The sequence below is a fragment of the Klebsiella sp. CN_Kp100 genome (genome assembly GCF_040065315.1).
Classification (GTDB): domain Bacteria; phylum Pseudomonadota; class Gammaproteobacteria; order Enterobacterales; family Enterobacteriaceae; genus Klebsiella; species Klebsiella oxytoca.
This window is the reverse complement of sequence record NZ_JBEAIJ010000036.1, coordinates 84,428-96,636: the sequence shown is the minus strand read 5'-3', so window position 1 is coordinate 96,636 and position 12,209 is coordinate 84,428. Positions and strand designations below refer to the sequence as shown.

Genomic DNA, 12,209 nt, shown 5'->3' with positions numbered 1-12,209 from the left:
TAATTCAACTTAGCAGCCTACAATGAATCCTGTTAATCGGATCTGCTTGATCCCGGAAACGGTTAACGGTGGCATCCTGCCATTTCCATTCTAAAGTAGTTCCTCTTCCCCCTTCCATTCCCAACCGCAGCAATGCGGAGGAGGGGGATCCTCTATCAGGTCAGGTTCAGGCTTCTGCGAAACTGCGTTGGTGTCATCGTATAATACCTTTTAAAGGTTCGGTTAAAGGCGCTGATATCTTCATAACCAGCCATCAGACAAATATCAACGATGCGGAAAGGCGGGTTGATCTGCAATAAATTAAGGGATAGTTGCATTCGCTGCTGGCGGATATACGCCATCGGCGACATGTTAAAATAGTGGCGAAACAGGCGAAAGAGATGCCATTCGGAGTAGCCGGAAAAGCGGCTTAGCGCCTGCATCGTGAGCTTCTTTGCAAGATTGTTTTTTATCCATTGCACCAGTTCGTTAAGCACTGAACGCTGAATTTCATTTCGCGGCATAATGTCTACCCATTTCATTACTATAGAAATCTGGCTGCATAATTTATTCAATATCTCTTCATTTTATCTACGGGATTATGCGTTAATTTCTCCCTGTTCCTGGTTTATTCCAGAGAGCATCATTCCTAACAAGATCTTTTCCCCCTTTCAACCAATGAGAAAGGGGGCTTTTTGTTTTTTTAGTTAAAAAAACAAAAACTATAGAGTTTCCATGTTATGAGGAAATGCTTATCTGACCAGGCTCAAGAGGGAAGGTTCCGTAGAAAAATATTTTTTTCAATATTCTCTCGTATCCATATTTTCTCCATTTTCTCGTCATAATTGCGTGCAATTCTGCGCCTCGTTCAGGTTATTTAAGATTGCGTCAGCAACTGTCTGGTGCAATGAACAGCATTATTCCCGGCAGGTATCTGCTATTGCTAAATATCTTCTAGACGACACCTTCATGCTAAAAAAAACGAGTATCATCGCCGGTCTATTGATTTCCCCTTTAACGCTCTATGCATCAACTTCATATACGGTTGATGACATTCGTTTCGAGGGTCTACAGCGCGTTACCGTCGGCGCCGCGCTACTGAGCATGCCTGTTCATACAGGAGAAGAGGTTTCTAATGAGGATATCAGCGACTCGGTCCGCGCCCTGTATGCCAGCGGCAATTTTGACAACGTACAGATCCTGCGCGATGGCAGCACGCTGGTAGTACAGGTAAAAGAGCGGCCTACCATCGCTAAAATCAGTTTTTCCGGCAATAAATCCGTTAAGGATGATGCCCTGAAAGAGAACCTGGCCGCCAGCGGCATTGAAGAAGGCAGCGCGCTGGATCGCAATACCCTTACGGAAATAGAAAAAGGATTACAGGATTTCTATTACAGTACAGGAAAATACAGCGCTCAGGTTCATGCCGTCGTCACCCCGCTGCCGCGTAACCGCGTTGATTTAAAGTTTGTCTTTCAGGAGGGGGTCTCGGCGAAAATTGCGCAAATAAATATTATTGGCAACCAGGCTTTTAGTGAAGAAACATTATTGGATCAGCTGCAGCTACGTGACAGCGTTCCGTGGTGGAACGTGATTGGCGATAAGAAATATCAAAAGCAAAAGATGGCGGCGGATCTTGAAACCCTTCGTAGCTATTATCTCGATCGCGGCTATGCGCGTTTTAGCATAAATTCAAGCCAGGTGAGTATTACGCCGGATAAAAAATCGCTATATATCACCATTAATATTGCCGAAGGTGCTCGTTATAAAGTCGCCAGTACGATGGTGACCGGCGATATGGCGCAGCATAATCAGGAAATTGAGGCGCTGGTGAAGCCTTTAGCGGGGAAATGGTATAGCGGTGCGGAAATCACGGCGGTCGAGAACAGTATTAAGACGCTGCTGGGAAAATACGGCTATGCCTGGCCGCAGGTGAACACCACATCGGATATTAATGATGCGGAAAAAAGCGTCATTTTGCATATCAGTGTCGATGCCGGACGCCGTTATTCGGTACGCCAGATTCGCTTTCAGGGTAACGATACTTCCCGTGATGCGGTGCTACGTCGCGAAATGCGCCAGATGGAAGGTGCGTGGTTGAATGATGAGAAGGTCGAGCAGGGAAAAACGCGGCTGGATCGTACAGGATTTTTCGAAACCGTCGACAAGCAGATCGTACCGGTAAGCGGTAGCCAGGATCAGGTGGACGTGGTCTATAAGGTGAAGGAGCGCAATACCGGTTCCTTTAACGTGGGTCTGGGCTTCGGCACCGATAGCGGCGTGAGCTACCAGCTCGGCGTCACCCAGGATAACTGGCTGGGAACCGGTAATAGCGTCAGCTTCAACGGCACGCGCAACAGTTACCAGTCCTATCTTGAGCTGGGAGCGACAAACCCTTACTTCACCGTGGATGGCGTTAGCCTCGGCGGTAAAATCTTTTACAACAGCTACGACGCCTCGGATGCCGATTCCGGGAGTTACAACCAGCAAAGCTACGGCGTCGGCAGTACGCTGGGATTCCCGATTAGCGAGAATAACGCTCTTAACCTGGGCCTGGACTATGTCCATAACCGCCTGACCAATATGGACCCGGAGCTCACCACCTGGAGCTATCTTAACTCGCGGGGCATCTATCCTGACGTTGTCACCAAAGATGGCGATAGCGGTGCGACCTATAGCGCCAATGACTATTTTGCCAGCGTTGGCTGGAGCTATAACAATCTGGATCGCGGTTTCTTCCCCCGGGCGGGGAATAAAAGCAGCCTGACCGCCAAGGTTACCGTACCCGGTTCGGATAACAGCTATTACAAAGTAACTTTCGATACCACCCAGTATATGCCGCTGACCGAGAACAAAAGCTGGGTGTGGATGGAGCACCTGCGTGCGGGCTATGCCGATGGGCTGAACGGCAAATCGGTGCCGTTTTACGATAACTTTTATGCCGGTGGATCGTCGTCGGTTCGCGGATTTTCGTCCAATACGATTGGCCCAAAAGCAGCGTATTATCGTTGTAATGGTTCTGAAAGCAGCTACAGCACCTGTCCGCTGGATTCTTCATCCGATGCGGTTGGCGGTAACGCGATGGCGGTCCTGAACAGCGAATTTATTGTGCCGACGCCGTTTGTGAATGACAAATATGCCGACAGCCTGCGAACGTCGCTATTCCTCGATGCCGGTACGGTATGGAGTACCACCTGGCAAAATACCGGTCAGACGCTGGCGGCAGGGATCCCGGACTATGGCGACCCTTCGCATATCCGTATGTCTGCCGGGATTGCGGTGCAGTGGATGTCGCCGTTAGGCCCGCTGGTGTTTTCCTGGGCTGAGCCATTTAAAAAATACGATGGAGATAAAGCTGAGCAGTTCCAGTTTAATATTGGTAAAACCTGGTGATGCCCGCGTTTAATATGCGCACAATCGCTTAGATATTTTTGACTCACTCCCGGTGTAATATTACAGGCTACCGCTTTTGGTAGCCTGTAATTTATTGTCAATATATACTTATTTATGTATGTTCATTGCTGGCGCTATCGTTGATTATTATGGCTAACCATTCATTGTTATAATGCAATATTCACGCTACATCTTAGTGAGTATAAAGCGCTTTGAGTATTGTCTGATATCACATTATTAATCGATCGCCTTGCGGTTATCTATGATGAATGCTATCAATATATAGAGTCATTAATCAGCAATGCACGCAAGGATAGAAAATGAAATGGACTATTCATAATACTCTTGTCTGCCCGCATTCCGGGGTAGCTTTTTCCTCAATTTCCAGCCTGCGGTTTTTAAAGTTTATTCTGTGGTATGAGGCCGACATTTTATTACTGCCGGGAGAGTCGATAAAACTCTACTCATCGAGCGTGTTAATCAACGAGCAATATCATGCGGTAAAAGTTTATAACATCACGCGATACGATGAAGCGCAGTGGGAGAAGCTGCGGGAGCGGCCTTCCTGTCCTTATCATTCTACCGCCACGACGGCAGACTCCTGCCGTTACCAGGCGCTCTGCGCCATAAAACGCTGCCCAAACGACTTTCCACGTGCAGTACCGGGGCTGCCGTCGGGGCAGCACGATCTGGGCCAGCAGATACGGTAAAACCTGACCCGTATCTGGCCATTGTTGTTGTTCATGCAGGTGATGTATTGTCACAAAGGGGGGAAAGTGCAGCAGGTTCCCGGTGGCAAAGGTCTTACTCTCCTCTGGTGGCCAGAAGAGACACATCCTCCCGGAGGCGGCACGTAGTCCCTGTCCTCCGGGCTACCCTTTTGTTGGCCCTGTCGCCCGGCTATGCACAGTGCGGACCGGGGATTTTCGCTAACGGCGCTTCGCCAGTGCGGGCATTCACGATGGTGTGGGCGTGGCCGCCCGGATAAGGCGGCCCGAAATCAGGTCATCATCATCGGCCATTCAGGCGGAGTCTGGCTCATGACTTCAATCATCACGTCCTTGATATTGCCCCAGATTTTCGCCACGTCCAGCAGCGTAATGCCCAACAGACCGGTGGCAAACCAGCAGGCCGCGGCCAGGCCAATACAGCTACAGATTACCGCTAAACCGGCATAATCACTTTTACGCAGCTGAATGTTCAACGAGCTGGCCAGAAACATCAGCACTGCGCTCACGAGCGGCCAGCGCAAAAGTACGACACTGGTAGTAATGGAAGCCATCAACCTATCCTCAACGAAATTTGGAAGCCTTTGACAACCTGGCGAGACTGACGGTGATGCGATGCTCTGGCTATCTTCAGGCAAACAGAAACGTAATGAAACAACGTTTTTGTTTCATCAGCTAATGTGAACTATATCACATTTGTTCTTTTATTCACCAGTCCAAAATGGGAGTTTTCGTGCGCTCATTGACCCTGCAAAGTTCGTGGTTAATAAGGGGGAGGGAGAGCTTTCATTGCGAAGGTCGATTATAAGCGATAGTCGAGCGCATTTCTTTTTTAATAAGGTTTAGGTTCTGCGGATTTTATTACATATTCCGGCGAATTATACGGATAAACCGAATTAGATAGTGGGGCTAATCTCATTATGTTGAGAATGTTTCTCACGTCTTGCATTAGCAAGTATTATTCATCATTCATAGTCATGAGGTTTTTACGTCAAAGCGTGGGTTGCTGAGATACCCTGATTCATATCACAGTAAGAGGAATCATCGGGGCCTTTCACCTTGATTAAGGCGTATCGCATGGATAAAAAGCGTAAATGAGTCGTAGCGCGCCACACAAGGCGTTGAGAATTGTTGGCATCGTGCTGGTCATTCTGCTACCGGTGGTGCTGGCATTGTGGTTTGCGCAAATCCGCGCCAAAGCGGAAACCGCCGATCAGCTGCGGCTGTTTTCTCGGCTGGCGCTACAAAAAACGGAGTTGGTTATTCGAGAAGCTGACGAAGCGCGCGATAAGGCCCGTTTGTATCAGGGAGAAGTGTGTTCGCCGTATCATCAGCAATATCTGCTCGGCATTGTACGCGGTCTGCTCTATATCGACGACTTAATCTACGCCAACGGCAGCCATTTTTTCTGCTCCACTGCGGTACGCCGCGAGATGGGGTGGCAAATTCCGGCCGCAACCTATACCAAAAAGCCGGATATCGCGATTTACTACTACCGCGAAACGCCTTTCTACCCTGGCTATGCGATGAACTATCTGCAGCGCGGCCACTATGTGGTGGTGATTAATCCGCTCTCGTTCAGCGCGCTGATATCCAGTGACAGCAATCTCGCCTGGGGCGTGTTTGATACCAAAACGAACCATTTTTTTTCCGTCAGCAAGAACGCCGATCCTGAGGAACTACGTCATCTGATTCGCGCTGAAGAGGCGCTCTTTCAGCAGGATGGCCGCGTTTATGCCATCGCCCATTCCACCGTTCGCCCGATTGCCGTCATCATGTCCACCTCGCGCGTCAGCTATTACCAGAATTTTTATAATCAGGTGACGCTGACTCTGCCGCTGGGGCTGATTTGCAGCGTGTTGCTGTTACTGGTGTGGTCGCGCACGCGGCAGCAGTACCACTCTCCGCGTAATATGCTGCAGCGCGCGTTAAGCCGTCGCCAGCTGTGCCTGCACTATCAACCGATTATCGATATTAAAAATCACCGCTGCGTTGGTACCGAAGCGTTATTGCGCTGGCCGGGGTTTGATGGCCCGGTGATGAGTCCGGCGGAGTTTATTCCGCTGGCGGAAAACGAAGGGATGATCGCCCAGGTTACCGACTATGTCATCGATGAGGTATTTTCCGATCTCGGCGAATTTCTGGCGCGGCATCCGCACCTGTACGTAGCGATTAATCTCTCGGCTGCTGATTTTCAATCCGCGCGCTTGATTGAGCATATCAATGAGAAGGTCCGGCGCTACGCCATCAAGGCGGAACAAATAAAAATCGAAGTGACCGAACGCGGGTTTATTGACGTCCCGAAAACGACGCCGGTGATTCAGGCTTTTCGCGACGCGGGATATGAAATCGCTATCGATGACTTCGGCACCGGCTACTCCAATCTGAACAATCTCCATGCGCTCAACGTCGATATCCTCAAGATTGATAAATCTTTTGTCGATACGCTGTCAAACAACACCACCAGCCACCTGATTGCCGAACATATCATCCAGATGGCGAACAGCCTGCATTTAAAGATCGTCGCTGAAGGCGTGGAAACGGCAGAGCAGGTCGCCTGGCTACAAAAGCGGGGCGTGCAATATTGCCAGGGCTGGCTCTTTGCGAAAGCGATGCCGCCGCAGGAGTATATGCAGTGGCTGGCTAACGACCGCACCAGCCTCTGCCCCTGGCAACAACGTTATCAGGCGGAAATCTGATGGCGATAGTCGGTAGGCGTACGGTCGAATTCGCGGCGGAACACCCGTGAGAAAGTCTGCTGCGATACGTAGCCGAGATCCATCGCGATATCAAAAATAGGGCGCTGGGTGGTTCTTAGCGCTTCCGCAGCGAGCAGCAGACGGCGCTGGCGAATGTAATCACCTAGCGTTTGATGCATCACGGAGCGGAACATCCGCTGGAGATACCATTTTGAGTATCCCGATTTTCTGGCGACTACATCAATGTTAAGTGGTTGATCGATATGTTCATCAATCCATTCAATAAGCGTTTGGATAATATCCTGATGGGACATAAAGCGGCCTCTCTCGATTCGTCGTTTTGTCTGCGGGCGAGTATAATTCCTCAAGTTAACTTGAGGTAAAGCGCTTTATGGAAAAGAAATCTCCCCGCATCAAAATGCTGCTGACTCCCGGCGAAGTGGCAAAACGAACCGGCGTGGCCGTCTCCGCGCTGCACTTTTATGAAAGCAAAGGGCTGATCCACAGTCAGCGCAACGCGGGCAATCAGCGGCGCTACCGGCGCGACGTCCTGCGTGCGGTGGCGATCATTAAGATTGCGCAACGCATTGGTATTCCGCTGGCCACTATCGGTGATGCATTTGGCGTACTGCCGGAAGGGCATAACCTCAGCGCCAAAGAGTGGAAGATGCTGTCGTCCCAGTGGCGGGAGGAGCTGGACCGACGGATTCACACCCTGACCGCGCTGCGCGATCAGCTTGATGGCTGCATCGGCTGCGGCTGCCTGTCGCGCCGCGACTGTCCGTTACGCAACCCGGGCGATAAGCTGGGAGAAGAGGGGACCGGCGCACGGCTGCTGGAAGAGGATTAAAAAAACTAAAGCGCCACAACAGGGCGCTTTAGTTGTTTTCCGGTCTTGGTCTTTCGCACTATCCCGCTGGTACGCAGGAGGGTTTCCCCCGACGTCGGCTCACCTCAGTATTGCGCAATATATTGATGGAGGTTCCGGTTTGCGCCGACAACTTAAGTGTGGCTCTTTTCTCTGATTTTGCCGCCTCAGGTTGCCGAAAAATTCCCGTCATTCGCTGCCTGTTCCTATAGTTAATTTGAACAAACAGCGGGAGAGGCCCATGTTAACGGTACATCATCTCAATCAGTCACGATCGCAGCGCGTATTATGGGCGCTGGAAGAGTTGCAGCTGCCTTATCAGGTTGTCTCTTATCAGCGGGGAAAGGATATGCTCGCGCCAGCGGAGTTAAAAAGCGTTCATCCGTTGGGGAAATCGCCGGTCGTTGAAGATAACGGCCATATTCTGGCGGAGTCCGGCGCCATTCTGGAGTATTTACAGGAAACCTATGATAGCGCCAGGCGCTTAAAGCCTGAGTCGGTGGAAGATAAACTGCAATACCGCTTTTGGCTGCACTATGCCGAGGGTTCGCTGATGCCCCTGCTGCTGATGAAGCTGGTGTTTTCCAGCCTGGGCAAGCCCCCGGTGCCGTTTGGCATACGCACGCTGGGCAATGCATTAGGCAAAGGGGTGCAAAAGGCCTGGCTTAACCGACAGGTTGAGACCCATGCCCGCTTTATTGAATCGCACCTTTCTCGCCAGCGCTGGTTTGCCGGCGCTGAGCTGAGTATGGCTGATATTCAGATGAGCTTTCCGGCAATGGCGTTGCTGGCGCGCGGCGGGGTGGGGGATTTACCGCATCTGACGCAGTGGGTTCAGCGGGTAGAGCAGCGTCCGGCCTGGCAGAAGGCGATTGAGCGTGGGGGCCCATTTACCTTACCCGGCGAATGAACCATTACTAAAGCCGATGACAGGGGAAAATTGCTATCAGCGCAATACAAAAATGTTACCGGATTGCGCATGGACGATAACGTTTGCGCATCGGCTGGTTATTTCATGAACGTCATAAGCGAAATTTAGCTAAATCCGACAAACTTCTGTTGAAAAGGCCCGTCTAAAGGCTGGATAATCGTTTGCCTTTTTATTTTGCTCATCATTTCCTCTGCTGACAGGGGGGAGCAAAGTCATTCTTCACACCGTATTGTATGCGCGGAGTTAAACGTTTGCTTTTCACAGCCCCTGGCGCTGCGATGTAGCACAAGGAGATCGCGTTTAACTGGCAGTGGATGGTCCACCTCGCATCCAGACGAACGATAAAAATTCTCAGGGGAAGTTTTCTATGTCTACGCCTTCAGCGCGTACCGGCGGTTCATTAGACGCCTGGTTTAAAATTTCTGCTCGCGGCAGTACCGTGCGTCAGGAAATCGTTGCCGGTCTTACCACCTTCCTGGCGATGGTCTACTCCGTCATCGTGGTGCCGGGGATGCTCGGCAAAGCGGGTTTTCCGCCAGCTGCGGTATTTGTTTCCACCTGTCTGGTTGCCGGCGTCGGCTCGCTGGTGATGGGGCTGTGGGCGAACCTGCCGCTGGCGATTGGCTGCGCCATCTCGCTGACCGCTTTTACCGCTTTTAGCCTGGTGCTGGGCCAACAGATCAGCATTCCGGTCGCGCTGGGCGCGGTCTTCCTGATGGGCGTACTGTTTACCGTCATCTCCGCAACCGGCATTCGTAGCTGGATCCTGCGTAACCTGCCGCAGGGCGTTGCGCACGGCACGGGGATTGGTATCGGTCTGTTCCTGCTGCTGATTGCCGCCAACGGCGTTGGTCTGGTGATCAAAAACCCGCTGGACGGTCTGCCGGTGGCGCTGGGTAATTTTGACAGTTTCCCGGTGATTATGTCGCTGGTCGGGCTGGCGGTGATTATCGGCCTCGAAAAACTGAAAGTGCCGGGCGGTATCCTGCTGACGATTATCGGCGTTTCGATTATCGGCCTGATCTTCGATCCTAACGTTCACTTCTCCGGCATCTTCGCCATGCCGTCGCTGAGCGACGATAAAGGCAACTCGCTGATCGGCAGCCTGGATATCGTGGGCGCGCTCAACCCGGTCGTGCTGCCAAGCGTGCTTGCGCTGGTGATGACCGCGGTGTTTGACGCCACCGGCACGATCCGCGCGGTGGCCGGTCAGGCGAACCTGCTGGATAAAGACGGGCAGATTATCAACGGCGGCAAAGCGCTGACCACCGACTCCCTGAGCAGCGTCTTCTCCGGCCTGGTCGGGGCGGCGCCGGCGGCAGTGTATATCGAGTCTGCTGCCGGTACGGCGGCGGGCGGTAAAACCGGCCTGACCGCAGTGACCGTCGGCGTACTGTTCCTGCTGATCCTGTTCCTCTCTCCGCTCTCCTATCTGGTTCCGGCTTATGCTACCGCGCCGGCGCTGATGTACGTCGGCCTGCTGATGCTGAGCAACGTGGCGAAAATCGATTTCAACGACTTTGTTGATGCGATGGCGGGGCTCATCACCGCGGTCTTTATCGTGCTGACCTGTAACATCGTTACCGGCATCATGATTGGTTTTGCGGCGCTGGTGATTGGCCGTCTGGTATCCGGCGAATGGTGTAAGCTGAACCTGGGGACGGTGATTATCGCCGCGGCGCTGGTCATCTTCTATGCTGGCGGTTGGGCGATTTAACTTTTCCTGCTAACGGCGGGCGGCTTTAGCCGCCCGTTTAATTTTTAAGCCACATCCTGTTTCCTTTTGCGTTAATCTGAGTAGCGTATTATGCCGAGACATGACGCCTCAGGTGTAAAAAAGAAAACGCAGCAAACAGGGAACACATGGAAATATTCTTTACCATACTCATCATGACCCTCGTGGTCTCTCTCTCCGGGGTGGTTACACGCGTACTGCCCTTTCAGGTTCCACTACCTTTAATCCAAATCGCCATCGGCGCGCTGTTGGCCTGGCCTACCTTCGGATTGCATGTTGAATTCGATCCTGAACTCTTTCTGGTTCTGTTCATCCCGCCGCTGCTATTTGCCGATGGCTGGAAGACGCCGACCCGCGAGTTTATTGAGCATGGGCGAGAAATCTTCGGTCTGGCGCTGGCGTTAGTGGTGGTGACGGTGGTCGGTATTGGCTATCTCATCTACTGGATCGTTCCCGGTATCCCGCTGATTCCGGCTTTTGCCCTTGCGGCCGTCCTGTCGCCAACGGATGCCGTCGCGCTGTCCGGCATCGTCGGCGAAGGGCGTATTCCGAAAAAAATTATGGGAATTTTGCAGGGCGAAGCGCTGATGAACGATGCGTCTGGCCTGGTCTCCCTGAAGTTTGCCGTTGCGGTGGCGATGGGCACGATGGTCTTTACCGTCGGCGGCGCGACGGTGGAGTTCTTCAAGGTGGCAGTCGGCGGTATTCTCGCGGGCTTCGTGGTCAGCTGGCTGTACGGGCGCTCAATGCGCTTCCTTAGCCGCTGGGGCGGCGATGAACCGGCAACGCAAATTGTGCTGCTGTTCCTGCTGCCGTTCGCCTCTTACCTGATCGCTGAACACATCGGCTTTTCCGGCATCCTGGCGGCAGTCGCGGCGGGGATGACCATCACCCGTTCCGGCGTGATGCGCAGCGCGCCGCTGGCGATGCGCCTGCGCGCCAACAGCACCTGGGCGATGCTGGAGTTCGTGTTTAACGGCATGGTGTTCCTGCTGTTGGGCCTGCAGCTGCCGGATATTCTCTCCAGCTCGCTGGTGGCCGCAGAGGCGGATCCCAACGTCGAAACCTGGATGTTGTTTACCGATATCATCCTGATTTATGCCGCCCTGATGCTGGTGCGTTTTGGCTGGCTGTGGACGATGCGCAAGCTGAGCCAGCGTTTCCTGAAAAAGAAACCGATGGAGTTCGGCTCCTGGACCACGCGCGAGCTGCTCATCTCCTCCGTCGCCGGCGTTCGCGGGGCCATTACCCTTGCTGGTGTGCTGTCGATTCCTCTGCTGCTGCCGGACGGCAACGTCTTCCCGGCGCGCTATGAGCTGGTATTCCTTGCCGCCGGGGTGATTCTGTTCTCTCTGTTTGTCGGCGTGATTGTGCTGCCGATTCTGCTGCGCCATATCGAGTCGACCGACCATGTACAGCAGCGCAAAGAGGAGCGCCTGGCGCGGGCGGCAACGGCGGATGTGGCGATTGTCGCGATTCAGAAAATGGAAGAGCGTCTGGCGGCGGATACCAAAGAAAACATCGATAATCAGCTGCTGACTGAGGTCAGCTCGCGGGTAATTGGTAACCTGCGCCGTCGCGTTGATGGGCGTAACGATGTGGAAACCTCGATGCTGGAAGAGAGCCTCGAGCGCCGGTTCCGTCTGGCGGCGCTGCGTTCTGAACGCGGGGAGCTGTACCATCTGCGCGCCACCCGGCAGATCAGTAACGAGACGCTGCAGAAGCTGCTGCACGATCTCGACCTGCTGGAAGCGCTGCTTATCGAGGATCAGTAACACCGTACTCGTCCGCGACGGCGCCTGAGTCGCCTTGTCCGGGCTACCGCCCCTCAGACGATTGGGAATCTGTAGCCCGGATAAGGCGTTGACGCCGCGGT

Annotated in this window: 10 protein-coding genes; 7 read left to right on the top strand and 3 right to left on the bottom strand. The window is 52.9% G+C overall.

The genetic code is table 11. The features are described 5' to 3' along the window. Positions 1-155: 155 nt before the first annotated feature. Complete coding sequence (locus ABLV12_RS13500; protein ID WP_016808427.1) at positions 156-503, bottom strand: AraC family transcriptional regulator; 348 nt, start codon at positions 501-503, stop codon at positions 156-158. Positions 504-948: 445 nt separating this feature from the next. On the opposite strand from ABLV12_RS13500, the gene bamA reads away from it, so the two are divergent. Next, the gene (bamA, locus tag ABLV12_RS13495; protein ID WP_004117254.1) at positions 949-3,372 is read left to right on the top strand and encodes an outer membrane protein assembly factor BamA; all 2,424 of its coding nucleotides are present in this window, start codon (positions 949-951) and stop codon (positions 3,370-3,372) included. Positions 3,373-3,692: 320 nt separating this feature from the next. Further along, on the top strand, positions 3,693-4,082 hold the full coding sequence (gene iraM, locus ABLV12_RS13490) for an anti-adapter protein IraM (RefSeq protein WP_004109486.1): 390 nt from the start codon (positions 3,693-3,695) through the stop codon (positions 4,080-4,082). 290 nt (positions 4,083-4,372) lie between these two features. Here the strand turns inward: iraM and ABLV12_RS13485 are convergent, their stop codons facing one another. After that, a complete protein-coding gene (locus ABLV12_RS13485; RefSeq protein WP_004109483.1) occupies positions 4,373-4,654 on the bottom strand; it encodes a YjcB family protein in 282 nt (93 codons plus the stop codon). 540 nt (positions 4,655-5,194) lie between these two features. Here ABLV12_RS13485 and ABLV12_RS13480 point away from each other — a divergent pair. Next, complete coding sequence (locus tag ABLV12_RS13480) at positions 5,195-6,799, top strand: EAL domain-containing protein (RefSeq protein ID WP_004109480.1); 1,605 nt, start codon at positions 5,195-5,197, stop codon at positions 6,797-6,799. Here the strand turns inward: ABLV12_RS13480 and soxS are convergent. Continuing rightward, entirely contained in the window at positions 6,784-7,113 is a 330-nt protein-coding gene (soxS, locus tag ABLV12_RS13475; RefSeq protein ID WP_004109478.1) for a superoxide response transcriptional regulator SoxS, read from the bottom strand. The genes ABLV12_RS13480 and soxS overlap by 16 nt on opposite strands. A gap of 77 nt (positions 7,114-7,190) precedes the next feature. Here soxS and soxR point away from each other — a divergent pair, with 77 nt between their 5' ends. The 4 genes from soxR (at position 7,191) to ABLV12_RS13455 (ending at position 12,108) form a co-directional block, all read left to right on the top strand. After that, the gene (soxR, locus tag ABLV12_RS13470) at positions 7,191-7,649 is read left to right on the top strand and encodes a redox-sensitive transcriptional activator SoxR (RefSeq protein ID WP_004109476.1); all 459 of its coding nucleotides are present in this window, start codon (positions 7,191-7,193) and stop codon (positions 7,647-7,649) included. Positions 7,650-7,908: 259 nt separating this feature from the next. After that, a complete protein-coding gene (locus ABLV12_RS13465; protein WP_004109473.1) occupies positions 7,909-8,577 on the top strand; it encodes a glutathione S-transferase in 669 nt (222 codons plus the stop codon). 388 nt (positions 8,578-8,965) lie between these two features. Then, entirely contained in the window at positions 8,966-10,315 is a 1,350-nt protein-coding gene (locus ABLV12_RS13460; protein WP_348867102.1) for an NCS2 family permease, read from the top strand. 146 nt (positions 10,316-10,461) lie between these two features. After that, positions 10,462-12,108 (top strand): Na+/H+ antiporter, encoded by a 1,647-nt coding sequence (locus ABLV12_RS13455; RefSeq protein WP_004109468.1) that lies wholly within the window; start codon positions 10,462-10,464, stop codon positions 12,106-12,108. Positions 12,109-12,209 lie beyond the last annotated feature (101 nt).

Bases quoted from the DNA above. Each gene is read 5' to 3' on its own strand.
- soxS (WP_004109478.1), bottom strand. From the start codon at position 7,113: ATGTCCCATCAGGATATTATCCAAACGCTTATTGAATGGATTGATGAA.
- ABLV12_RS13455 (WP_004109468.1), top strand. From the start codon at position 10,462: ATGGAAATATTCTTTACCATACTCATCATGACCCTCGTGGTCTCTCTC.
- ABLV12_RS13500 (WP_016808427.1), bottom strand. From the start codon at position 503: ATGCCGCGAAATGAAATTCAGCGTTCAGTGCTTAACGAACTGGTGCAA.
- ABLV12_RS13460 (WP_348867102.1), top strand. From the start codon at position 8,966: ATGTCTACGCCTTCAGCGCGTACCGGCGGTTCATTAGACGCCTGGTTT.
- ABLV12_RS13465 (WP_004109473.1), top strand. From the start codon at position 7,909: ATGTTAACGGTACATCATCTCAATCAGTCACGATCGCAGCGCGTATTA.
- ABLV12_RS13480 (WP_004109480.1), top strand. From the start codon at position 5,195: ATGAGTCGTAGCGCGCCACACAAGGCGTTGAGAATTGTTGGCATCGTG.
- soxR (WP_004109476.1), top strand. From the start codon at position 7,191: ATGGAAAAGAAATCTCCCCGCATCAAAATGCTGCTGACTCCCGGCGAA.
- iraM (WP_004109486.1), top strand. From the start codon at position 3,693: ATGAAATGGACTATTCATAATACTCTTGTCTGCCCGCATTCCGGGGTA.
- ABLV12_RS13485 (WP_004109483.1), bottom strand. From the start codon at position 4,654: ATGGCTTCCATTACTACCAGTGTCGTACTTTTGCGCTGGCCGCTCGTG.
- bamA (WP_004117254.1), top strand. From the start codon at position 949: ATGCTAAAAAAAACGAGTATCATCGCCGGTCTATTGATTTCCCCTTTA.